We start from the raw sequence: 26797 nt of genomic DNA, 5'->3' as shown, positions 1-26797 counted from the left end.
TTTAGATGGAAATTTAGTCGGAATCAAGGAAACGTCCATCAGATTTTTTATTAGAAGCTTCGTGATGTTTATCTTCAAACCAACCTACACATACTTCTTCATCTTCACTTCTATCAAAGTGAGGAATATACGGTTTTATATCGAGAAGTGGAGTACCATCTAAAATATCCACATTGGATATGTAGATTTTATTACCTTCAACTTTATCTAACTTTACGACTGAAATTCCAAGTGGATTAGGACGTTTTGGAGCTCTAGTAGCAAAAATTCCTCTTTCAACAGTATCTAAAAATGGTTTAACCGTTAAAGAATGTGAACGACACATATGCAAATGATAAATTAGAATTATATGTGAAAATCCATCTAAATCTTTTAATCCATCCGTAAATTCTTCTTCTATTACGATTTCTCCTTTTATTCCTTTAGCCCCTACAGGTTGTATAGGCATGCCTTTAAGATCTTTGAATGGAGAATAAATGATTCCTATTGGTTTGTAATTTATAATATCCATAGTTAATACCTCTATTTAATATGATATATTTACAATTTTTTTTAACAAAAAAATTATATCGTTAAGCAATCAAAGACATGTGGAACTTTAAATAGTATAAATATTTTCTTTTTATATTTTTAGTTCATTTTTGATTAAATTGAAAAATTAGATAATGTTCAGATTTGTACTAGAACATCTGTAAATTTTTCATAAATATTAGTTTTTGGTGTTCAATAAGGAAAAGTTTAAATAAGAAATTGATCAATTACTTATTGTCGGAAGTATGTTTCCTTATTCCGGTGAGATAATTTTGAAAAACAGAAGGAATTGAAAATGGTTAGAAAAATAGCAATTTATGGAAAGGGCGGAATCGGAAAATCCACAACCCAACAGAACACCGCAGCCGCAATGGCTCATTTTCACGATAAAAACGTTATGATACATGGTTGTGATCCTAAAGCAGATAGTACAAGACTGATTCTTGGTGGAACTATGCAAACCACCATGATGGACACCTTAAGAGAGGAAGGTGAAGAAGCTTGTACCCCTGAAAATGTGATTGAAACCGGTTACAAAGGAATAAAATGTGTAGAATCCGGTGGTCCAGAACCAGGTGTAGGATGCGCAGGAAGAGGTGTTATTACAGCCATAACTCTCATGGAAATGTACGGAGTTTACGAAGACAATCTGGATTTCGTTTTCTTTGATGTACTAGGTGACGTTGTATGTGGTGGATTTGCCATGCCTGTAAGAGACGGTAAAGCAGAAGAAATATATATAGTAGCTTCAGGAGAAATGATGGCACTATACGCTGCTAATAATATCTGTAAAGGTATGGTAAAATATGCAGAACAAAGCGGAGTTAGATTAGGCGGAATAATATGTAACAGCCGTAAGGTAGATGGTGAACATGAATTACTGGAAGAATTCTGCGAAAAAATTGGAACACAGATGATTTACTTTGTTCCAAGAGATAATATCGTACAAAAGGCAGAGTTCAATAAAAAATCAGTGATAGAATTTGATGATACATGTAATCAGGCCTTAGAATACAAGACATTAGCTGATAAAATTATTAACAATAAAAATTTTGTAATCCCTACTCCCATGACCATGGAAGAAATGGAAGAATTGGTAGTCAAATACGGTATGATGGATTAAGTATCCCAACCCGTTTTTAATCACTTAAAAAGTTTGATAGAATTAGAAAATTACAAAAAATTGATTAAACGTTAATATTGGAGTTAAAAAATGAAGATGATAAGAGCAATTATAAGACCAGATATGACTGAACAAGTAGTAGATTCACTGGCAGATGAAGGATTCGTAGCTTTAACAAAAATGAACGTTATTGGAAGAGGTAAACAGAAAGGTATCCATTTAGATAACATCTACTATGATGAAATTCCAAAAACCATGCTAATGCTGGTGGCAGATGAAGATCAAACTGAGAAAATCGTCAGTATAATAAATGAAAAAGCATATACTGGAAATTTTGGAGATGGTAAAGTATTTATAAGTCCTGTAGATGAGTCTTATACTGTAAGAACAAGAAGTAAAGGATTATAAATCCTATATATTTATTATAAGGAAAGTTGAGCTTATGAAAGAAATTATTGCCATTATAAGACCAAAAATGATGATAAAAACCAAAGAAGTCCTGGATTCACTAGGATTCCCCGCCATGACAGCTCAGCGAGTCATGGGACGAGGAAAGCAAAAAGCAATCATTCAAGAGGTCAGTTTTGATATAGAAAAAACAGAACTTCTGGAAGAAGAAGGATCTATGAGATACATACCCAAAAGAATGATTACCCTTGTAGTACCAGATGAAGACTTCAATCTGGTAGTGGAAACCATTATGAAAATTAATTGTACTGGAAAGATTGGCGATGGAAAAATATTTGTATGCCCTCTGGATGAGGCTATTCGTGTGAGAACTGAAGAAAGAGGCCAAAAAGCACTGGTATAAATTAATTAAATAAAAAAAGTATAAAAATGAAGTTAAACTAATTAAAAACAGATAAAAATCGATTAAACAAATAATGATCATAAAAATATAATTAATTTGAAAATAAAGGAGAAAATATATGCCTTACAAGCTTTTTGATGTGTCCAAAGAGATTCCAGAAAGGAAAAAACACATCTATGTTAAGCACTGCTCAGATCCTAAAGAGGATCTCCCTCACTGTAACAGTAAAACTATCCCCGGTTCCATGACTGAGCGGGGTTGCGCCTTTGCAGGAGTAAAAGGAGTTATAACTGGTGCTATTAAAGACGTTGTACATGTTGTACATTCCCCAATTGGATGTACATCTTATGGTTATGGTGCTAAGAGATATCCCACTACACCGGATCTTCCTAATGGAGAAAAATTTCCAATACCTGATTTTAACCTTCGTTATATATTGGGTACAGATCTACAAGAATCAGATGTAGTGTTTGGAGGGGTAAAAAAATTAAAACAATCTATATTGGAGGCTGCAAAAGAATTTCCTGAAGCAAATGCAATATATACATATTCTACATGTACTACTGGATTAATAGGAGATGATATGGATGCTGTAGTAAAAGAATTGAGTGAAGAATTGGATAAAACAGTTTTAGCATTTAATGCACCAGGATTTTCCGGGCCAACTCAATCTAAAGGTCATCATGTAGGAAATTATACTCTCTTTGAAAATCTGGTCGGAACTAAAGAACCTCCGGCAACTACACCTTACGACGTTAATTTAATTGGAGAATACAATATCGACGGTGATTTATGGCTTCTTAAATCTTATTTAGAAGAAATGGGAATCAATGTACTTTCTACATTCACTGGAGATTGTTGTCACGACGAAATATGCTGGATGCATCGTGCTAAACTCTCCCTGGTGAGGTGTCAGCGTTCAGCTACCTATATCGCAGAATTGATTGAAGAAAAATATAATGTTCCTTACATGAATGTGGACTTTTTCAGTACAGAGTACGCTTCTGAAAATCTTAGAGCTATAGGAAAATTTTTTGGATTAGAAGAAGAAGCTGAAAAGGTAATCGCCGATAGAATGGCTAAAGTAAAAGATGAATTGGAATTTTACAAAGAAAAACTCCAAGGCAAAAAAGTCTTCATTTTTTCGGGAGGACCTAAAAGTTGGCATTTGTCAAAACCTCTAGAAAAAGAGTTAGGAATGGACACAGTAGCTGTTTCATCCCTTTTTGAACATAAAGATGGTTATGAGAAGATGAAAGATCGGGTGAAAGAAGGAACGTTGATCATAGACGACCCAAACTCTCTGGAACTGGAAGAAATTATAGAACAATACAAACCCGACCTGATACTTGGCGGAATTAAAGAAAAATATTTGGTACATAAACTGGGAGTTCCCTCTATAATGATTCACTCCTATGAAAACGGCCCATACATTGGATTTGAAGGATTTGTAAATTTAGCCAAAGACATGTATAATTATGTATATAATCCTGTCTGGGATTTGATAGAGTTTGAAGAAAATCCTAATCCCCAATTTAATGATTCCATTACAGAAAACGTAAAAAAGGCAGCAGAGGAGGAAAGTAAATGAGCGATATAAATGTAATGGAAAAAGAAAGAACTGTAACCATTAACCCCCTAAAAACTTGCCAGCCCTTAGGAGCCATGTTTGCCGTTACAGGAATACGTAAAGGTATTCCTCTGGTTCACGGCTCCCAGGGTTGTTCCACCTTTGTAAGATATAGTCTGTCCAAACATTTTCGTGAACCTTCCGAAATAGCAGTTACTTCACTTCACGAAGATGCAGCAGTTTTTGGTGGAAGAAAAAACCTTATTGAAGGTATTATAAATCTGGCTTTGAGGTTCAAACCAGAATTGATAGGAGTAATCACCACATGTTCCAGTGAAATAATTGGAGACGATGTAATTGGCTTTATTAAAACTGCCCAACAACAGCTTACAGAACAATTAGGGGAAGAAAAATCAAAAAAAATTAACATAATTCCCATTAGTACACCCAGTTTCGTGGAAACCCATCTTAAAGGTTATGATAATGCGCTAAATGCTCTGGTAACTCACCTAGCCCAGCCTGGTGAAACAAATGAAAAAATCAATGTAGTACCGGGCATGGTGAATCCTGGAGATATTAGAGAAATTAAACACATTTTAGGAATGATGAATCTGGAAGCAATTATATTAACTGATACATCAGATCCTTTTGATTCTCCACTTCGACCATCAAAAGCTGAAATGCTCCCATATTATCCTAAAGGAGGTACTTCAGTAGAAGAAATTGCAGATTCTGCTAACAGTACTGCCACTATATCATTATGCCATTATGCATCATCCGGTGGAGAAACTCTGGAAAAAAAGTATGGTGTTAAATCATCTATTGGACCGTTTCCTGTAGGTATTCGAAACACTGATGAGTTTTTACGTTCTCTGAAAAATTTAACAGGGGTAAAAATACCTGAAGAACTTTTAGACGAGCGAGGAATACTCATAGATGCAATGGCTGATTTATCTTCCAGATATCTGGCTGGAAGAAAGGTTGCCATCTATGGAGATCCGTGTATGACTGCAGGAATTGCCCGATTTGTAGGTGAACTAGGTATGGAACCTTCTGTAGTGTGTACTGGTGCAAAAAGTGAAGAATTTGTAAATGAAATGAAAACAGTATCACGTGAAATTGGATCCAGTATAGATGTAATGGTTGGCCAGGATTTACGGGCACTGGAGGTATATTTACAGGAAAATCCCGTGGAAGTGATGATGGGAAATTCTGATGGACGTTTAATTGCCAGATACCTGGATATCCCCCTGGTCAGATTTGGGTTTCCTGTGTTTGATCGGGTAGGTTATCATAGAAATCCAATCATTGGTTATAACGGAGGATTAAACCTCATTAATCTCTTAACCAATACTGTGCTGGAAAAAATCTATGAACCTGTAACTCACTGGAAGTTACAGCAATGAAAAAATCTTTTAAACAAAAATATAACTTTTTTTTATTTTTTTAAAAGTTATTGATTGATGATTAAGCTTTATTTAAAAATTTACAGATAAATGGAGGAAAAATAATAAATTTTGAATATGGATTCAAAATTACATATTTGAATTTAAAATTAGTATCTAAGAGGTTATATGAATGGAACCCGTAATTGAAACCTTTAAATCACGTAAAAGCCATATATGTATCAAGGAGAGTGGAGAATTATCAATTCCAAATTGTGATAAAGCCAGTTTACCTGGAACTGTTACTCAAAGAACATGTGTTTTTGGTGGGGCTCGAATTGTACTCATGCCCATCACAGATTCCATACATTTAGTACACGGCCCAATTGGATGCGCTGCACACACTTGGGACATAAGAGGAAGTAAATCTTCCGAATATGACTTATACCGAAAAGGATGTTCCACTGATCTTCGTGAAAAAGACATTGTTTTTGGTGGTGAAAAAAAACTCTACGAAACTATACTTGAACTAGATCGGCTCTACCATCCCGGAGCTATATTTGTATATGCTACCTGTGTGGCAGGAGTTATAGGAGATGACATTAATAGTGTATGCAAAAAAGCTGGAGAAATTACAGGTTGCCGAGTAATTCCAGTACAATCAGAAGGTTTTAAAGATCATAATAAAACTAAAGGGCACTGGATCGGATGTGATGCTCTTTTAGATCATGTCATAGGTACTAAAGAACCTGAAAATACTGGTAAATATGATATTAACATTGTGGGAGAATTTAATGTAGCTGGAGATCTTTGGGGAATAAAACCTCTTTTTGAAAGTATGGGAGTCAATATTATTAGTACCATCTCTGGAGATTCAGTAGTGGATGATATTGCCAAAGCACATCAGGCAAAACTTAATATTGTACAGTGCCAGAAGTCATCAAACTACCTGGCCAAAAAACTGGAGAAAAAATATGGAACACCCAGTTTGAAAGTGAATTTCTTTGGAATAGAACAAACCATAACTTCTTTAAGATTAGTTGCTGACTTCTTTGGAGATCCAGAGATGATAAAAACAGCAGAAGGTATTATTGAATCTGGCCTGCAGGGAGTTAATTCTGCTATTGAAGAATATAAAGAGAGGCTTGCAGGAAAAACTGTGGCCCTTTATGTAGGAGGGAATAAAGCTTGGTCACTGGTAAGGGCTTTTGAAGAGTTAGGAATGGATGTAATCATGTCTGGAACAAAAAATGGTATGAGAGAAGATTATGAACGGATTAAAGATGCTGTTCGAGAGGGAACAGTCATTGTGGATGATGCCAACACTGTAGAATTAACCCGGTTGCTGAAGAAATATCGACCTGATCTGCTAATTTCTGGAGCAAAAGAAAAGTATATATCACTAAAATTGGGAATACCCTTCTGTGACTTTAATCATGATAGAATATCTGCATTTGCGGGATTTAAAGGATTTATTAACTTTACCAAAGAAGTAGATGCATCAGTATCTAGTAGAGTATGGGATCTATCTGAAACCAGACTAACATCACCACATGAAAATAGTAAAAATTCAAAGGAGATTGCCTAATGAACGATAAAATATTGGCTGAATCTTGTAAACATGGCCACGTAATTCCTGACGATTTATCAGGAAAAAGAGAAAAAATTTTCTCTGTAGTTAATCCTTCCCGCATGTGTCAACCCATGGGTGCCATATATGCCATTTTAGGGATGAGAAATACCATGCCCCTGATTCATGGATCCCAGGGTTGTAGTACTTACATGCGTTTTCAGCTGACAAGACATTTTCGAGAACCAATGGAAGTGGCATCCACCTCAATGAGTGAGAAAACTGTTATTTATGGTGGCGAATACAACCTCATGAAAGCTCTAAAAAATATCAGTGAAAAACAACACCCCGATCTAATTGGAATCGTTTCTAGTTGCCTTACAGAAACTATTGGTGATGATATGAATATGATAGTGGGGAAATTTAGAGACTCAAATATTGAAAAAGAACTTCCATGTATGGTGCCTATTTCCACACCATCCTATGCTGGTTCCCATGTAGAAGGATATGACCAAGCTATAAAGTCTTTAGTAGAAAAGTTGGCATCTCCCCAGAATGCAAATCACAAAATCAATATTGTACCTGGAATTTTATCACCAGCAGATGTAAGAGAAGTTAAAAGAATCCTTTTAGAACTGAAAATTGGATCAATAATATTAACTGATTATTCAGAGAATCTTGATGCTCCCTTTGGAGAATCTTCTCTTGGTTTATATACACAAGGAACTAGTGTAGATGAAGTTGTAGATTCTGCAAATTCCAGAGGAACCATAACTCTCTCCAGACATGCTGATTCTGCAGGGTCTTTACTGGAAAAGAAATTTGACGTTCCGTCGGTTTCTGGACCTATTCCCATAGGAGTTAATTATACTGACCAGTTTGTTACATCTCTCTGCTCTTTAGCAGAAGTTGAAGTTCCTAAAAATCTTGAAAAAGAACGTGGCCGCCTTATAGATGCTATGATTGATTCTGAATCTTATAATTATCAGCGCAGGGTAGCGATATTTGGAGAACCAGATTTTGTGTCTGGAATGACCCAGATAACAAGTGAAATGGGAATGCACCCTACTGTAGTTTCTACTGGAGTTAATAGCCCCCGCTTCGTAGAGGAAATTAAAAATATAACTGCTTCGAGAGGTATTAAAACCCGTATATTGTCTGGTTTCGATTTAGAAGATCTGCATGCAGAAATCAAAAAATATGGTGCTGATGTACTGATTGGAAATGCTTATGGGGCACGTATTGCGAGTGAAGAAAATATTCCTCTTTACAGAGCAGGTTTTCCCATATTTGATCGTTTGGGAGCACAGCGCATATGTTGCGTTGGTTATGAAGGAGGACTTCAAACAGTGGATCGTTTAACCAATATGATACTTGATTTCTACTATGATGAATCTGGATATGAAATATGTGAAAAAGAAAAAGAAGGAATGAAAGTTTAATAATTGATTTATCCTGAAACCATTGCAAAAACTGAAAATTCTGTAAATGATTAGTAAATAATTAAAGGAGAGACTTAATTGAAAATAGCAGTAGCATCAACTGAGGGTAAGTTTGTAGATTCACATTTTGGAGATACTAACCGTTTTTTAATATTTAAAATTGAAGAAGGTGAAGTTGAATTTCATGAAATAAGAGAAAAAACACCATTACAATTAAATGATCATCAAGAACGTTGGTTATCATCCATTGATTTGATAAACGATTGTAAAGCAGTTCTCTGCAGGAAAATTGGGAATGAACCAAGTATAGAACTTCGAAAATTAGGAATTAAACCAATACAACTTGATTGTGAAGTTAAAGAGGCGGTAAAAGAGTGTTCTAGACATTTATTGAGTTAAAGGAGAATGGGCGAAATAATGGTAACTAATATACTGGTGAATATAAAATTGGATAAAGAAAAATGTGAAGGTTCAAAATGTGGGGCATGTGCATTTATCTGTCCCACAAACGTTTTTACAATAAAAGATAGTGTAATATCAATAAAATCACCAGATTACTGTAAATTATGTGTTAAATGTTTAGAAATCTGTCCTAATGCTGCTATAACCCTTGAAAAAAATAAATACACAATTAATTAGGACCATAAAAAACCCCTTTGCAAAATTTTTTTCTTTGATGATGAGTTGAATATTATTAAATTTATCTAAATTAATTTATATCCATTAAACTGTATTATTTCTTAAAAATTGTATGAGGGTAATTTTTGAAAAAAGTTGTTACAGCGTGTACTAGAGACTGTCCCGGCGCATGCAGCATTATAGCCTACGTAAAGGACCATAAAGTTGTTAAATTACGTGGAAATCCTGCCCATGAGGTTACAGATGGATTTTTATGTAAAAATACTTCAAATTATCTTAAAAATTATTTTTATAGTCCTTATCGGATTCTCCACCCCCTTTTAAAAGAAAAAGGAAAATGGAAACAGATTACTTGGAATCAAGCACTGAATATTGCTTCTGAAAAGATTTCCAAAGTGATTGAAGAATATGGCAGTCAAGCCATACTTTATTATCAAGGTTTTGGTGCACGTACCGCTCTTCAAGCCATGAACAAAAGATTTTTTAATTTATTAGGTGGAGTTACAACTACTTATGGTACAATATGTGGAGGCATAGGTCATGCTGCCATGGAAATGGATTTTGGTGGTAAATTATCCCATGATCCACTTGATCACCTCAACAGTAAATTTATAATTGTATGGGGCAGAAATCCTGCTGTAACTGACGTGCATTTGTGGAAAATCTTAAAAAAAGCCCAGAAAAATGGAGTAAAAATTGCTGTAATAGACCCGGTCAAAACAAAAACTGCTAATCAATCTGACATATTTATCCAGCCCGCCCCAGGATCTGATCATTATTTAGCTATGGCCCTTGTAAAAATAGTTTTGAAAAATAATCTTGAAGATGGCCAGTTTATAAAAAATTATACTAAAAATTTCAATTCCTATAAACGAATTCTGGAACAATATTCTCTCGAAGAACTATCTGGTAAATGCGATGTAGATATAGAAAAATTAAAAAAAATAACATTGATTTATGCTCAAGAACATCCTTCTAGTATTATCACTGGTTGGGGACTTCACCGTTACTTGAGGGGCCACCTTGCTTTTCGTATGATTGATGCACTGGCCGCAGTAACTGGGAATATTGGTGTTTCCGGAGGTGGAGTTAGTCAGGGTTTCGAGGAATATGAATATTTTGACTTCAATCTGGAAAAGGAGGAATTAAATAAAAATCAACGGAAGATATCCATGCCCCAGATTGGTGAAGCCATACTTAAAACTAACAACCCCCCTATAAAACTAATCTTTTTAGCTTCTGGAAATCCTGTTAATCTAAATCCTAATTCTTTAAAGGTTAAAAAAGCTTTTGAAAGTGTGGATTTTATTATAATGATTGATCACTTCTTAAATGATACTGCTGATACTGCAGACTTGTTTCTTCCTTCTACAAGTTTTTTAGAAGAAGAAAATCTCATTGGAAGTTATGGACATAACTGGATATCCCCTATAAATCAGGTGTTGCCACCTCAAGGCGAAACGAAATCCGAATTTGAAATTTTCCAGTTACTGGCTCAGAGGTTAGGTTTTGGGGATGAAATGGCGGGTACTCCCAGAAAATGGCTTAAAAAAATTGCCACCCCTATATTAAAACAGGGCATAAGTTTTAATGCTATGATGAATGCCCCTCAAAAAATGAAATCAACATCCAAAATTCCATTTAACGATAGAAAATTTGATACGAAATCGGGACTTTTTGAATTTATTGAAGATTTGTCAGATACAAATTGTACCTATGATCATTTAAAAAAGGATTTTCCCCTTAAATTCCTTTCCACTGCAAGTGAAGAACATGTAGGGTCTGTGGTTCCCAAAAATGAGTTAGTGAAAGAATTTTTAGAAATCCAAGTTAATCCAGACATTTTAGAACGAGAAAATCTGGTTGATGGAAGCCCTGCATTATTAGAATCTCCTGTGGGGTGCCTTATGGTTAAAGTAAATGCGAATTACCATGTGCGAAATGATTATGTTCTCGCGTATAAAGGCGGATGGTTGAAGCATAATAAATGCGTGAACGTTCTAACAGAGGACTTGATTAGTGAAATTGGAGATGGAACTGCCTATTATGATACTCAGGTCCGCCTTAAAAAATTGGATAATCACCGTAAATAAAAATAATAATAAATCAGTTTTGGGTACGTATAACTCAATTAAACTAAAATAAAATAAAACATTTTAATTTTCTATAAAAGTATTTTGAAGGCGTTTATAATAAAAATTTGATTTTTACATTCTGTATTAATATTGAAACCAAGTTAAATCTGTTATTTCTAATAATAAACTTTTATTAAACAAAATTTAAGCATGAATCTTCCTTTTTAACTAGATGAAAAAGTATATAAATAGTTAATAACTATCGATATGTAAGCAGATTCAGATCGTGGTGATTAATAATGTCTATAATAATTGATGATGAAAAATGTGGTAAAATATCAAATTGCCCTGGCGAAGGCCTATGTATTAAACTATGTGAAAAAGGGGCATTAAAAGAGGAAAACGACGAAATAGTTTTTTTCCCAGAAAATTGTGATGATTGCGATTTATGCATCCAAAATTGTCCCAATCAAGCCATAAGTAAGGAATGATTAGATGAGTACTGTTGAAAGAAATGGAGACCAAATACGTTCTCTTAATTATTTAACTGAGAACTGTGTAGGCTGTGGAATATGTTCAGATATATGTCCCACAACTGCCATAAAATTAAATCCTATCTTGCCCATAGCAAGAGGACTTTTAAAAATGGATTACATCAATATCAATGAAGATGATTGTGCTTTATGTGGTTTGTGTGCATCAGCATGTCCTTTTAGTGCATTAGAATTTGCAATTAACGATAAAAACATCAAATATATGGAAGAATATCCTAAATGGACCCATAACTCCAGTATCGATGATGATACATGCATATATTGTGGAGCATGTGAAATAGCTTGTCCAAGAGATGCAATAAATGTTGCCCGAACATTACCCCAAAGAAAAGATCTTGTAACTGGCGAAATTAGTATTGAGGATGAAAAATGTATTAGTTGTGGTATTTGTGAGGAAATGTGCCCTGCTGAGGCCATAACAACAAAAAGAGATCAGAAACAGATATCAGATATTAAAGTAGATGAAAATAAATGTGTTTACTGTCTGATATGTAAACGTATATGTCCCGCAGATGCAATTAAAGCAGTTTGTAGGATATGTTCATATGGTGAACAGGATTTGGATCCTAAAGATACAGAAATTACTGGAAATATCATTTTAAGTGAGTATTCATGTATAAATTGTGGATGGTGTCAAGAAGTATGTCCAGTTGACGCTGCAGAAATTACAAAACCATTTGAAGGTGAAATCGTTTTTCAAGAAGATTTTGAATGTAAAGGTGAAACATGCCATGCATGTGAAGATGTTTGCCCATGCAATGCCATCAAAATTGAGGATAATAAATCTGTAGTAAATTCTAAGGTTTGTGTTCTATGTGGAGCTTGTGCAAAAGCCTGTCCTCAAAATGGAATTATAATAAATAGATATAAAATGAACTTAGAGAATATACGCTCGAAATCCTGGCAAAGAATACTTTCAGGACTGGTAGAGTAAATTCATGCAAAAATACCTGTATTTTCTTCCTAAAAGACTTTATAATATTCTATTTATTAATTTTTTACTTTCTTAAAAAGTTTATTAAAAAAGTAGGAATTACTAAATTTAGAGTTGGAAAATTAATTTTATCATGAAAAAATAGTGTTTCATTTTGTATTTAAATAACCTACAAGTATAATTCTTTAATTATTCTTTAATTTTCATGTTTTTAAATTAATAGCCTCCTAATTGTTAATATTTAACCAGAAAATTGATCATTAAACAATCAAATTAGAGTAAACGATATGATTATATATACATTTCGATTATATTTGTTTAATTGGTGAAAAAATGAGTGATTTTGAGAAACTGGTTAAAAAGGCACAAAAGTTTCATGGTGGTCTTTGTCCCGGCATTGTTATCGGAACTCGAATGAGTATTGCTGGGCTTAAAAAACTGGATATGAATTTATATAAAAGAAATAAGGATTTGATCGTGTATTTAGAGATAGACCGTTGTATGGCCGATGCTGTGCAAGCTATTACTGGATGTTCTCTCGGCCATCGAAGTTTAAAATACCTTAATTACGGTAAATTCGCAAGTACATTTGTTGATACTAGTAACAATAGAGCCGTTAGAATTTCAACCATAGAAAACTCCAATAGAACTCCAGGTGAATTTGAAATGGATGACATGGTAAAAGAACTATCACAGATTCCAGAAGAAGAGCTTTTTAAGATAGAAGAAGTTTGTGTAGAAATACCTGAAGAAGATTTACCGGGTTTCCCCAAATTTAAAGCAGTTTGTAACATCTGCGGTGAGCGGATATTAGACAAGAGAGAATTAATAATCAATGGAGACAAAGTGTGCCACTCATGCGCCAATAAGCCGTACTACACAAAATTGGAGACTAACTAATGGAAATGAAATTAATCGATGATTTAATCTCTTCATTAAAAAGCAATGCCTCCCCTGTAAAAGATGTTCGGGTAGGCATATCATGGACCGGAGTAGATGGGAAATACTGTGGTGTTGCCAAGACATATGGTATTCCCTTCAAACATGGAAATTACACTAAAGATCTAGGAGAGTTAAATTCAAAAACAACATTAGAATTAGCTGAATATTCCCGTTCATGGAATATGGTAGAAGCCAGCATAGGGGTTGCTGCAATAAATTCCATGGTGAAACCTAAAGGAAAAACTGACATTAATGCATTGGGTTTAGCAATAGAAATGGGAAAGGACAAAAAAATTACAATGGTGGGAAGATTTCCTTTAATACCCAAAATTAAAGCTTCATCCAGCCAATTATGGGTTTTAGAATCTGATCCTTCCATTATAAATCCGAAAAAAGGAATAATAAATGAATCTGCAGCAGAATATGTAATTCCTAAAAGTGATATTGTAATCATTACAGGTTCCACACTTATCAACAAGTCCATGGAGAGGTTTTTAAATCTGTGTAATGAAGACACTTATGTAATTATTTTAGGTCCAAGCACAACAATGAGTGAAGTTTTATTCGATTATGGGGCTAATATGCTGGCAGGGGTAGAAATAATTAAAGCCCAACCGATCCTTCAAAAAATAAGTCAAAGTGGAGGGATGATTAACAGTAAAATTTGCAAAAACGAGTTAATATACCGGGTGATGGAAGATTAAATGACTAAAGGAAAAATGGATAAACTTTGCAAAAACACTTTGAATATTTATACTAATATATCCTGTGATATTTTAGAGTTAAGTAGCATTAATAATGGAATCTGTATAGATATAGGTACAGGACCTGCTTTCCTAGCTATAGAAATTGCTAAAAATTCAGACTTAGAAATATACGCTACAGATATCTCCTCCGAAATGTTAAGAATTGCTCGAGAAAATATCAAAAAAGAGAAGTTAGAAAATAGGATAACTCCCTTGGTTGCAGATGTTCATAACATGCCTTTTGAAAATAATTTTGCAGATTTAATTGTCAGCCGGGGATCCATGTTCTTCTGGAAAGATATGATTACAGCATTTAATGAAATAGATAGAACTTTGAAAAAAGGAGGTTTTGCTTATATTGGAGGTGGATATGGAAATTCTGGATTAGACAAAATCCATAAAAAATACAGAAGATCTCTCAAACAGACAGATAATAATATTAAAGAGATTAAAAAACCACCCAAAATCAGCACAAACAAATTAAATGACTGTTTAAATTCGACAAATATTCTAAATTACAAAATAATTAACGATAAAACAGGTTTATGGATTCATATTCATAAGTAACAAAAAACAGTTCATAAATTCATATTTATAGAGTATAATAAAATTTTATAAAATTTATAGGCTGGAAGTACAATAAATAACATATCGAGCTAAATATTATTTATAAAACCCGGTGATAAAATGGATGAAATAACCGATAAAATCAATAATCCACAAATGATTGAACAAATAGATAAAGTTGTACCCTTCCATGGGCATTTAAGTACTGGAGCTTTTATTGGGATACAGATGTTAAATTTAGCATTTAAATTACTGGATGTTAAGGAAAATGAAAGAGTTTATGTAACTTGTGAGACTCTAAACTGCCTACCCGATCCTTTTCAGATAATCTGTGGATGTACAGTTGGAAATAAAAGACTAAAAGTACATGATTATGAAAAAATGGCAATTACTATGAACAAAATGGCTAAAATTGGTGAAAGTTATGTTAAGGGAGTCAGAATATTTTTAGACCCTTCAAAAACCGTTGAATATCCTTTACTTCATTCATGGTACATGAATAAAAAGAAAATTTCTCATGAGGATGCAATATCAGATTTAATTGAAGCTAGAGATTCTGTTTACAGTTGGGAATATGTTCAAGTAAAGGTACCTAAAAAAGAGAAAAAAAATATAGTAATATGTGAAATCTGTAACGAATCATTTATCAGTAAAGATGGTGGAAACATTTGTTTGGGATGTTTGAATTCTAAAAATCAATCAAAATAGGGAATAAATTTATACTTATCCGTTTAATACTTAACTAAAAACTGGAAGTTTTTTTATGGATAAACAAATAACTATAAAAATACCAAGAGAAGTTTATGAAGAACTTAGAGAATTATCAATTAAAAAAGGAGATATAACAATTGGAAATCTTATTAGAAGAGCTATAATAGACTATCTAAGGAAAAATAAACTGAAAGGTCTTTTATAAATTGTGATTTTAAAAAAAATATTGAAAGTAATGTTGATTAATCTCGACCTACCATTACTTCCGTAGATTTTATAACTAGCTTTACTTTTTCCCCTTCTTTTATACCCAGTTCTTCTGTTGCTTCTTTGGTAATTATTGCAGTCATAATTTCCGGAGATTCAATTCTCACTTTTATGTTGGCCATTATCATTCCTTCTTTCACGGATTCAACAGTTCCTTCAACAACATTTCTAGCACTTATTTTCATGTTATCACCACATTTAATTTTGTAATTTTTTTTGTATATACTTTGACATGAAAAATTTTATAAATCAGTTAAAAATCAGTGCTTATCAGTATTTAATTAAATTAGAATAATTTATTAAATTAAAACAAGGAATGAACAAAATTCATCTGTTAATCATTGATAATTAAGATTTTATTTTATATTCAATCAAATTGAACGAAATAATTAAGATTTTCAGATCTCATTTAAAGCTCGATAAGTATATAAGTACATATCATTAGACTATGATAGGTTTTTATTAATACCCAAATAAGGAGGCATTAGATGGAATCAAAAAATATGGCAATTATAGGTGTTATAGTAATTATCTTAGTAATTGCAGGAGTATATGCTAGTGGAATTTTTAGTAATACTAATAGTGCTGACGGCAAAACTATAAAAGTTCTTGCTGGTGCAGGTACTATAAAAGCTATTAACGAATTAAAAGCAAATTTTGAAAAGGAAAATCCTGGTGTTGAAGTTGAAATAAGATATGGTGGGGCTGCTGATTTATTTGGCATATTAGAGACTCAAAAAGATGCTGATATTTTTATCCCTGGTGATACCAAGTACACTCAAGAGGGACAAAAAAAAGGATACTTAATTAATGATACAATTAAAGATGTAACCAAACATATACCTACTATTGCTGTCCAAGCAGGTAATCCAAAAAACATTCAAGGCATAGAAGACCTTGCAAATCCCGGAGTGAGAGTAGTTCTTGGTGATCCAAAAGGACCTGCTATAGGTAAAACCAGTGAACAAATCCTTGGAACAGATAATCTCCTTGCTCAAGTTAAACCAAATGTAGTAGGGTACACAACAACTGTAAACCAACTTTTAACTTATTTAGTAACTGACCAAGCAGATGCTACTATTATCTGGCAGGACATGCTAAGTTGGAGTGAAGGTAAAGGAAAAATTGAGGAAATAAAAATCCCTGCAGACCAGAACAAAATAAAAACAATTCCTATCGCAGTTACAGTTTACACCAAAGACAAAGATCTATCTATGAAATTTGAAGACTATGTATTATCTGATGAAGGTTTAGCAATATGGAAAAAATGGGGATTTGAACCAGTAACACAATAAAATTGAAATTAATAGAAGTTTTTTGACTTCTATTTTTATTTTATTAATTATGAACAGTCAAATGAGCGATACAATGAGATCAAAGCTTGAATTAACATTTATTTCAATTTCTATAATTTTTACTCTGTTTTTGTTTACTGCTATTTGTAGTCTATTCATTATTCCCAGTCCTTCTGGATTTATTGAATCATTATTTTCAGATGAAATGATATTTGCTTTGAAGCTTACAATCTACACTGCAGGAATATCAGCCATATGTGTTATGTTAGTGGCTATACCGACTGCTTATGCTTTGAGTAGATATAATTTTCCTTTAAAGACCTTAATAAAGAGTATTTTAGATTTACCTATGGCCTTTCCTGAAATAGTTTTAGGTCTTGCATTATTAATGTTGTTTGGGAATACACTTTTAGGAAAACCTCTTGAAGAGTTGGGTATCAAAATTGCATTTACCACTACCGGAATAGTTATAGCGCAATTCTTTGTAGCATTGCCTTTTGCTATAAGAATACTTTACTCAACATTTAATTATATTAATACACGATATGAATTTGTTTCTAGAAGTTTAGGATACAGTGAATTTGAAACTTTTACAAATATTACGCTTCCCCTAGCTAAAAATGGTGTGTTTGCTTCCTCTATTGTTACAGTTGCCAGATGTATTGGAACATTTGCTGCTGTACTATTTATAGGAGGAGGTAGTTTTATGAAGACTGAAACTCTTCCTATTGCCCTTTATCTTAATTTGTCATTTGGAAATGTAGATATGGCATTAACAGCAGGCATATTACTGGTTATTATATCATTTATAGCCATTTTTGTTCTAGAAAAATTCGCAAAGGAAACAGAAGCTTGACCATGGTGATAATTTGTTTTTAGAAATAGAAAATTTAAGTGTGGATCTTGGGGAATTTTATCTTGACGGAATAAATCTTAAAGTTAAAAAAAATGATTATTTAGTGATTATAGGGCCAACCGGCTCTGGTAAGTCTGTACTTTTAGAAACAATTGCCGGTTTTTTCAAGCCAGAAAAAGGTAGAATATTCCTGGAGGGAGTTAATATCACTGAATTAAATCCTGAAAATCGAGGTATAAGCATTGTTTATCAGGATTATGTTCTATTTCCCCATATGAGTGTTTTTGATAATATTGCCTATGGTTTGAAGAAAAAGACTAAAAACAAAGTTGAAATCGAATCAAAAGTTTTAAAAATGAGTGAACTCTTGAATATAGATCATCTACTGGATAGAAAACCTGAAACTTTAAGTGGTGGTGAAAAACAGAGAACAGCAGTTGCAAGATCGCTTATTGTTGAACCGAATATTTTGTTGATGGATGAGCCGTTCAGTGCTCTGGATGTAAAGACTCACTCCCATATGACAGGGCTAATTAAAAATGTAATTCGAGACTATGAAACAACATGTATACATGTTTCTCATAATTTTAATGATGTCTGGAATTTAGCAGAAGTAGTGGCAGTTATGAAGAATGGTAAAATATTACAACAGGGTACAGTAACTGAAGTATTTTCCAAACCATCCCATAATTTTGTGGCTGATTTTGTAGGAGTGCACAATGTTTTTGAGGGAGAAATAATTGGAAAAGACAAAGACATTATTAATATTAAAATGGACCACAACTTAATTGTACACAGCTCTGATATCTTAGAATCAGAGAGTAATAAAGTTTTTGTGGCAATTAGACCTGAAAACATAATATTTTCCAATGAACCATTTATATCTTCCATCCGAAATCAGATCAAAGGAAAAGTAGTGGATATTATCAAAATTGGCCCCATAGTGTGGATAGAAGTTAAAGTAGGTGAAACCAGTTTCAAAGGAATTTTAACGCCTAGTTCATGTGAAAAATTAGGAATAAGTAAAGGTAAAGAAATTTATTTAAGTTTTAAATCCGTGAATGTAAAATTAATTGATGGTGATGGATCTTATAATTCTCTGGTATAAACTCTCATCTTTATACTAAAAATGAAACTTAAACATCACACTTTTCAATCATTATTATTGTTTTTTCCTCTTTATCTCGAGGTATATGAATTACTTCAATAAGATCATCTTTTATTTCTTCTAAATCAATTTCAACAGAGGTGCTTACAGTTTCCTCAGCTACACTTATCATCACACAACAACTTTTTCTGCCCTTAATTTCGCAGGCTTCTATTCCTAATACTTCTCCAGGAGTGTAAACTCTGTTATAAGACAATTCTAAAATATCATACTCTTTAACATTATTTTTTATGTATTCTATGGCTTCATCACAGTCCATGGTTATTTTTTTTTCCAAAAAAATCCCTCCTACACTAATTACGGGGAAATAACTTTCACATGAAGTTTTATCTGTATGATTTTATATTTAATTTATCTAATAAATGTTTCATTGCAAATTATTAGAATTAAATTCTCAATAAAAATTAAAAAACATATTTAAAAAAAATTATAGAAGATTAATACTGGTATAATACCATTTTAAATTCAAATTAAAAATAATTAGGCTTCCACAACAATAACTGTAGATCTTTTGTCTTTAGTATGAATTATCTCGATTATATCATCCTTTAATTCTAACATGTCAATTTTAATGGTATCATTTAAAAGTTCACCTGTAAGTTGCAGGGTAATTTCGAAGATTTCATCACCATATTCATCATCAAATTCTATATCTAAAACTTCACCCGGCGCATAAATACGATTGTAACTTATTTCTAAGAGATCATAAGTCTCTACATTTTCCTTTATATATTCAAGTAATTCATCAGATTTTAGAGTAATTTCTTTTTCCATAATATCACATGTTTAAAAAAAACAGATTAAATTGTAGTTTTAATTTTTTAAAAAATAAAAAAAGGGAAAGATGTATTTAAAGCAGATCTCTGTTTTTCTCTGCGTTTAAGTACAATCCACCTTTTCCATTTAGTGCTATATCTCCAGTATATTTAATGTATTTACCGGAAAATGCTTTTCCATCGATGTCAGGATCTGTAACAACTCCATCCTGTACGAAACCTTCTAGGAGAGTACCTAACCGTCCGTTGATGAGTATGTTACCATTTTTCATCTGTCCACCAGGCCATCGGGTTACATTACCATCGATTTGAATGAATCCTTTGGTCATGTGTATACCAGCTAAAATGTCACAATCTCCTTTGACGTATATTTCACCGCCAGAAAGACATTCTCCTAGCTGTTTACCTGCATTTCCCTGAATGGTAATTTTTCCACCGCTCATTCCTCTCCAGTCCCCAATGTAGGAACATCCGCAGAATTCTCTGGTGTTACCCATGATGGTGAGTTCTCCACCTTTCATTTCTCTGCCGGCATAGCTCTCAGCATCTCCATTAACGGTTATTTTACCGCCAATCATTTCAGCTCCACAGTGTAAATCAGCATCTCCGTTTACTATAATTTCTCCAGCACCCATCTTAGAGCCTATGTATTTAACACGACCCATATCTCCATCCAGAATCATTTTAACTTCTTCTGGACTTTCAGCGGTTCCTTCTACATCAATATCAAAGTAGTCGGTCAAAGGGAATCTGGAGTTTCCAACTGGAACCTGATATTCTTCAAAATCGGATTTTTCCCAGTTATAAATATTATCTGGGATTAACTCATCAAATTCCAGGGCTATTTGGGATTTTTTCTTTAAAGTTAATGTTATTGTCTTCAAATTTAACACCCCTATTTGCTTGCTTGGACTTTTACCTCAATTGGGTTAGGTAAATAATGGTCATGTACTTTGTAGTTTTCGAATTTGACAGTGTAGTACGTGTTGAATGTAGGCATGACTTTTTCCATGATCATTTTTTCTTGTTCTTCGTATCCCTGTACATTGGTCCATATGGTTTGGCTTGGTTTAATCTGTACAACTTCTCCATCTTTAACCAATATCTGGCCGTCTTTGATGGTGTACATGGCATTTCCAAAGGCTTGTTCGATAGCAGCGGGTTCTTTGGATGGGTCTATGTCGTTGGGGTTCAGGTCATAAACTGCTATGTCCGCATTGTAACCAGGAGTGAGTTCTCCCCTATCTTGATAGCCGTATATTTTAGCTGCTGCTGCCCTGGTGATGATTGCTATTTCGTTGAAATCGTATTCTCGGTCTAAAGTTGCCAATGAGGTTCTTTTGTGGGACCAAGGGTGTACTTCCCGGTTGTCCATCATTTCCTGCCTGCGCTGGTTACTCATGAGCCATGATATGATTCTAGGATAACGAATAAATGGACCCGCGTTTGGATGGTCAGTGGTCAGGCACACTTGCCATGGATCTTCGATTTTAAGGAACAACTCCAATCCAATAGCCCATTGTAATGAGGAAACAGGGGCTTTTCCAGAGTAAATGAATGGAACAAGTCCTGCTGCTGTTTCCAGTTCAATGTCCTTGTTAGCCCATTTGAGCCCGTTTAACCTTGAAAGGTCATATTCCATAGGTGCGTCGGCAGTCATAGTGGTGGTTTCGTCCAGAGTTACCTGTCCAACGTCACAGGTTACGTGTTTATTTTTGTTTACGTAATCTGCAACTTCTCCAGCACCTGACTCAGCATCTCTCCAACTGGTTCCACCATAAGAGTGGAACTGGGCATGAGTAATGTGTATGGTCTGGTTTCGCACAGAACTGTTTTTCTCTACATCCTTAACACAATCCATGGTGCCCACAGTTGTAGGGAAGTTTCCAGGGTGTCCCAGGTCGTTGGGGTGTACGTGGATGGAGTGTGGCAATCCTAACATTTCATTGGCCTGTGAAAGAGCTCTTACCATTTCTCTTCCGGTTACGTCCCAATAAGGTGCCGGATCATCAATACCGTGTACGTTCATTCCCCATCCCCATGCTTCACTTCCGCAGGGGTTGACAATTTTTATTCCGTATCCCTTGACTATTTTCAACCAAGAGGATATAAAAGCAGCTATTTCTTCTATTTGGCCTTCTTTCACGTACTGCAGTACAAACCAGTTGTTACCAAACAATGGCAATGGGGTAACGTCAACGTTAGGTATTGCCATGATTTCTTCATGGGTGTGTTTGGCTTCCAGTGGAGGTACTGCGGCTTCAGTTACAGTTCCATACCCCATCCGGGAGTACCTATATCCAGTTGCAGGGCAACTAGGTATGGAAAATCCTGATTCTGATCTGCAAACGCCTTTTTTAGCTGTTACTCCTTTTCTTGAGTCTTCAGGCCGGTAAATCCTACCTGTTACTAGTTTTGGTCCTGCTACATGAGCGTGGGGATCCACACCTGCAGGCATTACAATTTTATCAGTTACATCAAGTATTTTTGCATCGGAGGACACATTGTCAACGATTTTACCATCCTTAAACATTACGTCCTTCTTTTCACCCGCTACATTATTTGCAGGGTCATAAACGATACCATTTTTTAGTATATATTCCATGAAAATCACCTTATTTACTGGCTATTGCCTGCTCAGCTTTGATTTTTTCAACCCTTTCTAATAATTCTCTAACGATCCATTCATCGTCACGGCAAGTTTCAGGTTTATCTATTGCCTTCTTCATGTAGATTGGAACACCATCCATACGATAACTAGTACCGCCGGCTTCTACACCAATGAATGATCCAGGGAGTACTACATCTGCAATTTCTGTAGATGGTCCCCAGTGAATGTCTAATTGTATAACTGGAATTTCTGCCAGGTGTTTTACTGCCCCTCCAGGGTAGTGAGCACCAGGATCTGCAGCTACGACCATGAACACATCACATTCTTTTCGGGTTAATAAGTCAATGGTGTTTGTTTCTCCATTCATGTATCTTGGATATCCTCTAGAGAAATCTACACCATATGGGAATCCCATTTCATATGCCATGAAAATGTTGAATCCATTAACATTGTAGTGACCTCTCATAGGCATTAGTACCCATTTGGTGTATTTGTTTAAGTCCTGCACCATTTGAATAGCTATGTCAATGTTTCTTTGTTTGGATAATGTGTGGGTAAGTCCTAAACCGAAAAACAATGCTCCAAATTGAGTGTTCTTCATGGCTTCAGCTAATTCGTAAATGTCTTCCTTAGGTATGCCGGATATATAATCATGTTGGAGTTCTTTACCTTTCAAAACTGCCCTTATAGCGTTGTAAAATCCATAATCCCCATTTTGTTCAAATCCTACCCAAATATCAGACATTTTTGCTGTGTCACTGAATTTAGGATCCATGGTGACTACTGTTCTATCAAATCTGCCTCTTGGTCTGAACCATCCTCGAGGGAATGTACTGTATCTGGCCAAATGTCTTGGGTGTGAGTTCATAGGGTTACTTCCAGTGTAAACACACATATCAGCTCTGTTTTTAACTTCACCAAGTGTCATTACTGGGTATCCTACATTTTGCACTGCCTGAAGTGAAGGGCCGTGGCAGATAGTTGCTTGGTTATCTAACACTGCACCAACCAGTTCTCCTAACCGGATACCATGTTTCATGGTTTCAATGGAAGTTTCACTCCAACCATAGAATATAGGTCTTACAGCACCAGCTATGAGTTCTGCAGCTTTGTCTAGGGCAGTATCCCAGTCTGTTTCAGCAAGTTCGCCGTCTTCGCCCCTGATCATTGGAACCATTAATCTTTGATCCATATCTTCCATGATCTTACTGGCGCCTAACCGGCAGGCGTGTCTTACTGCAACAACATGCCCATCTTTAATTAAATAATCTAAATCATCACAGTTACATCCGCAAAATGCGCAAGTACAATTTTCTACGATGTTATCGTAGTCAGTTACGGGCTCTTCGTATGCCATTTGTATACCTCCTCAATTTTTAATTTTTTTATAAACAGGCATCTCACCAAGTGATTTAAGCCCATCGATGCTTTTATCATCTTTAACATATTTTTTGTAGACTGCTCTCATGAGGTCAGCCATTAATAATACTTCTTCATCCGATTTTTCTACGGTGCACATGATTCCTTTGTAGGTAGGGTCACAGCAACAGTAAGTTTCATGGCTGGTAATAACGTTTGCCCATGGGCCTTTTGGTATGAATATGGTTCCTTCATGAGGAGCATCCCTTGAATGGGCGGCGTAAACAACAACTTCTCCCCAATCAGTTGTCACTTTCACACTGTCCCAGTTAGTGACACCTAATTTAGCCATGTCCATAGGGTCCATGTATGCGATCCCTGTAACCTTTCTGTATTCATCTTTGAGTGTGGATCCTCGTTTTTTGCATGCTCCCTGGTAAATGTCAGAACCAGTGTTCAGCATAAGTTCTAATTTTTTTCGTTCTGTAGTAGTTGGTTCTTCTAATTTTACTACCTTTGGAACGCTTGGTTTTTCTATATAAGTCACTTTTACACCTCATTCTAGCCATATCGCATCTGTAGGGCAGAATACTTGGCATGTCCCACATTTAGTGCATTTATCGGAGCTAAACAATTTGATTACTCCATTTTCAACCATCATTATTACTTCTTCGGTTTTAGGTCCGTGTCCTCCCTCTACTTCCGGACTGATGGATACGTTTACTGGGCATGCTACTACGCAAACACCGCATCCAAGGCAGTTATCTTGGTTTACTTTCAGTTCCATTATATCACCTAAGAATTAAGTTTTTAAGGATTCTAGTTTGTTTTTCCACGATTTTGATTTGGTAGGAGTGTAATCTATATCCGTTCTCTTGACATCTATTGCTTCAACAGGACACACATTTTCACATGCACCACAATATATACAGAAGGTTTCATCTTTTTCAACCTTCTCCCCTATTTCACCAGGTTTTGAGGCTTGATGGAATGACAACACATCACATGGACATACATCAATACATGCACCACAAGTAGTACATTTGTCCTGATCAATATTTAATTCACCTTTAAATGCCTTTTTGACTGTAGCTGCGTCTACAGGACAGATTTCTTCACACCATCCGCAGCGGACACACAGTTCATCATCTATGAAAGATTCTCCTTTTATTTCTGCATCTGCAGGGTCAATGTCATATTCTCCATATGAACAGGTTCTACATGCAGCCCTAATAGCGTCAACTGGACATACTTTTTTACATACCAAACAGTATACACATTTATCTTCATCTATTTCAATATCACGAGAATCTATGTCTTGATCAACCCTTATTGCGTCTGCAGGACACATTTCTTCACATGCTCCACAATAGACACATGTATCTTTATCTACTTCTATTTCACCGGTTACTAGCTTGGATCTGTCAGGAAGTTCTCTTGCAATGGTTATGGCTTCTCTTGGACAGGCTATTTCACATGCTTTACAGTGGATACATGTTTCATTGTCGATCTCTGCAGATGAAATATAGCTAGGATATGAATCCATGGTTTTGATTGATACATCATCAATTTTTAAATCTAGAGCATCAACAGGACATCCTACACTGCACATTCCACAGAGAACACATTTGTCTTCATCTACACAGATTTTAGATTCATCAGCTTCGGTTCTTACAATTGCACCGATTGATCCTAATTCTATTGCTTCCACTGGACATATATTTTCACAGATACCGCACCCGACACAGATGTCATCTTTATAAATCAGTTCTCTTTTTTCTTCAGCTGATCTTTTAACGTCAAAGTCCTTGCCTTTGACCTCCTTCGTGTTTGCAATCATTTCATACCTCCAAAATTTCTATAGAACTTGTTGGGCACCTTTCTTCACATATAAGGCAACCGCAACACCAATTGGAGTCTATATGTGCTTTGAGATTTTTAAGCACTATGGCGTTCATCATACACAAGTCTACACACAGTCCGCAACCAATGCAGGTGTCATTTATATGGACTTCATATTTTCGCTTTGAACATGTTTTTACTATGCTTCGAGTTTTTTCTTCGTCTTTTACCAGCGCATATGTCAAAAGCAAGAAATCTTTTGGACATAAATTCGTGATGGTCTCTGCTATCTCAATAGAATTCCAAGATAAATTTCGGCCATTTAAATAATGTGAAACTGTTGATCTGTCCATATCTAATACATCGGCAATTTCTCTCTGCGTATGGCCTTGTTTTCGTAGTTCTACTGCAGTTAAATATTTTAATCCAGAAACTATATGCTTCGGCATTTGGTCACCATGTGTATTGATTACACTTTAAACTCTAATTAATATATATATTTCTACTAAATCTATAACGATAAGTTTATATAGTATTGTGTGATTAGTACACTAACTATTAATTTTAAAATACACCTAAATTCACTATATAGAACAAAATAGATTTAAAATTTTTGTTATTAAAAAAAAAATTTGTACAAAACATTTTAATTCAAAAAAAAGTTTATTTTAATGTATTATATAAAATAAAATAATTTTTAAATAATGATTTAATGAATAAAAAGAGTATTAATGCATTAAAAAACTGAAATAAGTTAGAAACTAGTTCACCTCCAGATACTCCAGATAAATAAAAGAAGGGATTAACGCATAAGATAATTCATATAAATTCCTTCCAATTATGTATTACACATATCATGACGAACTAATACCTGTAGCAAAAGCCAAAAAATAATTGAAAAAATAGAATTAAAAACAAAAAAAGGATATATTAAATTATCAGAAGCTAATATACGAGTTTTATCCAGGACATTGAAGTTTTAATTGATTTATTTCCGTTTAACCGTGCTACTATAGACGTATA

Annotated in this window: 31 protein-coding genes; 20 read left to right on the top strand and 11 right to left on the bottom strand. The window is 34.5% G+C overall.

Annotation, left to right across the window (positions count from 1 at the left end):
* Nucleotides 1-13: 13 nt before the first annotated feature.
* Nucleotides 14-511: a tRNA (N6-threonylcarbamoyladenosine(37)-N6)-methyltransferase TrmO gene (tsaA, locus tag CIT01_06415; GenBank protein ID AXV37853.1), complete on the bottom strand. Its 498-nt coding sequence runs from the start codon at nucleotides 509-511 to the stop codon at nucleotides 14-16.
* A 315-nt stretch (nucleotides 512-826) separates the two neighbouring features.
* Between tsaA and nifH the strand changes: the two genes are divergently transcribed.
* The 17 genes from nifH to CIT01_06330 all read left to right on the top strand — a co-directional run bounded on the left by nifH (nucleotide 827) and on the right by CIT01_06330 (nucleotide 15805).
* Nucleotides 827-1654 (top strand): nitrogenase iron protein, encoded by an 828-nt coding sequence (nifH, locus tag CIT01_06410; protein AXV37852.1) that lies wholly within the window; start codon nucleotides 827-829, stop codon nucleotides 1652-1654.
* 90 nt (nucleotides 1655-1744) lie between these two features.
* Entirely contained in the window at nucleotides 1745-2062 is a 318-nt protein-coding gene (locus CIT01_06405) for a nitrogen fixation protein NifD (protein ID AXV37851.1), read from the top strand.
* A gap of 34 nt (nucleotides 2063-2096) precedes the next feature.
* Nucleotides 2097-2465 (top strand): nitrogen fixation protein NifHD, encoded by a 369-nt coding sequence (locus tag CIT01_06400; protein AXV37850.1) that lies wholly within the window; start codon nucleotides 2097-2099, stop codon nucleotides 2463-2465.
* A gap of 118 nt (nucleotides 2466-2583) precedes the next feature.
* The gene (locus tag CIT01_06395; protein ID AXV37849.1) at nucleotides 2584-4056 is read left to right on the top strand and encodes a nitrogenase molybdenum-iron protein subunit alpha; all 1473 of its coding nucleotides are present in this window, start codon (nucleotides 2584-2586) and stop codon (nucleotides 4054-4056) included.
* Nucleotides 4053-5441, top strand: a complete 1389-nt coding sequence (locus CIT01_06390) for a nitrogenase molybdenum-iron protein subunit beta (protein AXV37848.1) — start codon at nucleotides 4053-4055, stop codon at nucleotides 5439-5441. The genes CIT01_06395 and CIT01_06390 overlap by 4 nt, the downstream gene beginning before the upstream one ends.
* A gap of 172 nt (nucleotides 5442-5613) precedes the next feature.
* Complete coding sequence (gene nifE, locus CIT01_06385) at nucleotides 5614-7008, top strand: nitrogenase iron-molybdenum cofactor biosynthesis protein NifE (GenBank protein ID AXV37847.1); 1395 nt, start codon at nucleotides 5614-5616, stop codon at nucleotides 7006-7008.
* Nucleotides 7008-8432 carry a nitrogenase gene (locus CIT01_06380; GenBank protein ID AXV37846.1) on the top strand — a complete coding sequence of 475 codons (1425 nt, stop codon included), beginning with the start codon at nucleotides 7008-7010 and terminating at the stop codon, nucleotides 8430-8432. The genes nifE and CIT01_06380 overlap by 1 nt, the downstream gene beginning before the upstream one ends.
* A 78-nt stretch (nucleotides 8433-8510) precedes the next feature.
* Nucleotides 8511-8831 (top strand): nitrogen fixation protein, encoded by a 321-nt coding sequence (locus CIT01_06375; protein ID AXV37845.1) that lies wholly within the window; start codon nucleotides 8511-8513, stop codon nucleotides 8829-8831.
* Between the two features lie 18 nt (nucleotides 8832-8849).
* A complete protein-coding gene (locus tag CIT01_06370; GenBank protein AXV38747.1) occupies nucleotides 8850-9071 on the top strand; it encodes a 4Fe-4S ferredoxin in 222 nt (73 codons plus the stop codon).
* A gap of 125 nt (nucleotides 9072-9196) precedes the next feature.
* A complete protein-coding gene (locus tag CIT01_06365; GenBank protein ID AXV37844.1) occupies nucleotides 9197-11164 on the top strand; it encodes a trimethylamine-N-oxide reductase in 1968 nt (655 codons plus the stop codon).
* A 281-nt stretch (nucleotides 11165-11445) separates the two neighbouring features.
* Nucleotides 11446-11637: a ferredoxin gene (locus CIT01_06360; GenBank protein ID AXV37843.1), complete on the top strand. Its 192-nt coding sequence runs from the start codon at nucleotides 11446-11448 to the stop codon at nucleotides 11635-11637.
* Nucleotides 11638-11641: 4 nt separating this feature from the next.
* Entirely contained in the window at nucleotides 11642-12634 is a 993-nt protein-coding gene (locus tag CIT01_06355; GenBank protein AXV37842.1) for a ferredoxin, read from the top strand.
* A gap of 333 nt (nucleotides 12635-12967) precedes the next feature.
* A complete protein-coding gene (locus tag CIT01_06350; protein ID AXV37841.1) occupies nucleotides 12968-13534 on the top strand; it encodes a formylmethanofuran dehydrogenase in 567 nt (188 codons plus the stop codon).
* Complete coding sequence (locus CIT01_06345; GenBank protein ID AXV37840.1) at nucleotides 13534-14280, top strand: hypothetical protein; 747 nt, start codon at nucleotides 13534-13536, stop codon at nucleotides 14278-14280. The genes CIT01_06350 and CIT01_06345 overlap by 1 nt, the downstream gene beginning before the upstream one ends.
* Entirely contained in the window at nucleotides 14281-14889 is a 609-nt protein-coding gene (locus CIT01_06340) for a hypothetical protein (protein AXV37839.1), read from the top strand. It begins immediately after the preceding gene.
* Between the two features lie 120 nt (nucleotides 14890-15009).
* Nucleotides 15010-15597: a formylmethanofuran dehydrogenase gene (locus CIT01_06335; protein ID AXV37838.1), complete on the top strand. Its 588-nt coding sequence runs from the start codon at nucleotides 15010-15012 to the stop codon at nucleotides 15595-15597.
* A gap of 55 nt (nucleotides 15598-15652) precedes the next feature.
* Nucleotides 15653-15805 carry a hypothetical protein gene (locus CIT01_06330; protein AXV37837.1) on the top strand — a complete coding sequence of 51 codons (153 nt, stop codon included), beginning with the start codon at nucleotides 15653-15655 and terminating at the stop codon, nucleotides 15803-15805.
* A 37-nt stretch (nucleotides 15806-15842) separates the two neighbouring features.
* Here CIT01_06330 and CIT01_06325 read toward each other — a convergent pair whose 3' ends face one another.
* A complete protein-coding gene (locus CIT01_06325; GenBank protein AXV37836.1) occupies nucleotides 15843-16052 on the bottom strand; it encodes a molybdenum-pterin-binding protein in 210 nt (69 codons plus the stop codon).
* 318 nt (nucleotides 16053-16370) lie between these two features.
* On the opposite strand from CIT01_06325, the gene modA reads away from it, so the two are divergent.
* The 3 genes from modA to CIT01_06310 all read left to right on the top strand — a co-directional run bounded on the left by modA (nucleotide 16371) and on the right by CIT01_06310 (nucleotide 19126).
* Nucleotides 16371-17162, top strand: coding sequence for a molybdate ABC transporter substrate-binding protein (gene modA / locus CIT01_06320; GenBank protein AXV38746.1), 792 nt, complete (start codon nucleotides 16371-16373; stop codon nucleotides 17160-17162).
* A gap of 73 nt (nucleotides 17163-17235) precedes the next feature.
* A complete protein-coding gene (locus CIT01_06315) occupies nucleotides 17236-18018 on the top strand; it encodes a molybdate ABC transporter permease subunit (GenBank protein ID AXV37835.1) in 783 nt (260 codons plus the stop codon).
* Between the two features lie 13 nt (nucleotides 18019-18031).
* Complete coding sequence (locus tag CIT01_06310; protein ID AXV37834.1) at nucleotides 18032-19126, top strand: Fe3+/spermidine/putrescine ABC transporter ATP-binding protein; 1095 nt, start codon at nucleotides 18032-18034, stop codon at nucleotides 19124-19126.
* 28 nt (nucleotides 19127-19154) lie between these two features.
* On the opposite strand, the gene CIT01_06305 is transcribed toward CIT01_06310, so the two are convergent.
* The 9 genes from CIT01_06305 to CIT01_06265 all read right to left on the bottom strand — a co-directional run bounded on the left by CIT01_06305 (nucleotide 19155) and on the right by CIT01_06265 (nucleotide 26223).
* Nucleotides 19155-19463 carry a hypothetical protein gene (locus CIT01_06305; GenBank protein AXV37833.1) on the bottom strand — a complete coding sequence of 103 codons (309 nt, stop codon included), beginning with the start codon at nucleotides 19461-19463 and terminating at the stop codon, nucleotides 19155-19157.
* Nucleotides 19464-19666: 203 nt separating this feature from the next.
* Nucleotides 19667-19960 (bottom strand): hypothetical protein, encoded by a 294-nt coding sequence (locus tag CIT01_06300; protein AXV37832.1) that lies wholly within the window; start codon nucleotides 19958-19960, stop codon nucleotides 19667-19669.
* A gap of 76 nt (nucleotides 19961-20036) precedes the next feature.
* The gene (locus CIT01_06295) at nucleotides 20037-20855 is read right to left on the bottom strand and encodes a formylmethanofuran dehydrogenase subunit C (GenBank protein ID AXV37831.1); all 819 of its coding nucleotides are present in this window, start codon (nucleotides 20853-20855) and stop codon (nucleotides 20037-20039) included.
* A gap of 2 nt (nucleotides 20856-20857) precedes the next feature.
* Nucleotides 20858-22567 carry a formylmethanofuran dehydrogenase subunit A gene (locus CIT01_06290; GenBank protein ID AXV37830.1) on the bottom strand — a complete coding sequence of 570 codons (1710 nt, stop codon included), beginning with the start codon at nucleotides 22565-22567 and terminating at the stop codon, nucleotides 20858-20860.
* Between the two features lie 10 nt (nucleotides 22568-22577).
* Entirely contained in the window at nucleotides 22578-23930 is a 1353-nt protein-coding gene (locus CIT01_06285; protein ID AXV37829.1) for a formylmethanofuran dehydrogenase subunit B, read from the bottom strand.
* Between the two features lie 12 nt (nucleotides 23931-23942).
* Nucleotides 23943-24395 carry a formylmethanofuran dehydrogenase gene (locus tag CIT01_06280; protein AXV38745.1) on the bottom strand — a complete coding sequence of 151 codons (453 nt, stop codon included), beginning with the start codon at nucleotides 24393-24395 and terminating at the stop codon, nucleotides 23943-23945.
* A 93-nt stretch (nucleotides 24396-24488) separates the two neighbouring features.
* Nucleotides 24489-24719, bottom strand: a complete 231-nt coding sequence (locus tag CIT01_06275) for a ferredoxin (protein AXV37828.1) — start codon at nucleotides 24717-24719, stop codon at nucleotides 24489-24491.
* 15 nt (nucleotides 24720-24734) lie between these two features.
* The gene (locus CIT01_06270) at nucleotides 24735-25769 is read right to left on the bottom strand and encodes a ferredoxin (protein AXV38744.1); all 1035 of its coding nucleotides are present in this window, start codon (nucleotides 25767-25769) and stop codon (nucleotides 24735-24737) included.
* Nucleotides 25770-25773: 4 nt separating this feature from the next.
* Nucleotides 25774-26223 (bottom strand): tRNA CCA-pyrophosphorylase, encoded by a 450-nt coding sequence (locus tag CIT01_06265; protein ID AXV37827.1) that lies wholly within the window; start codon nucleotides 26221-26223, stop codon nucleotides 25774-25776.
* Nucleotides 26224-26797 lie beyond the last annotated feature (574 nt).

This window comes from Methanobacterium sp. BRmetb2, assembly GCA_003491285.1.
Classification (GTDB): domain Archaea; phylum Methanobacteriota; class Methanobacteria; order Methanobacteriales; family Methanobacteriaceae; genus UBA117.
This window is presented reverse-complemented; position numbering and strand designations above follow the sequence as displayed.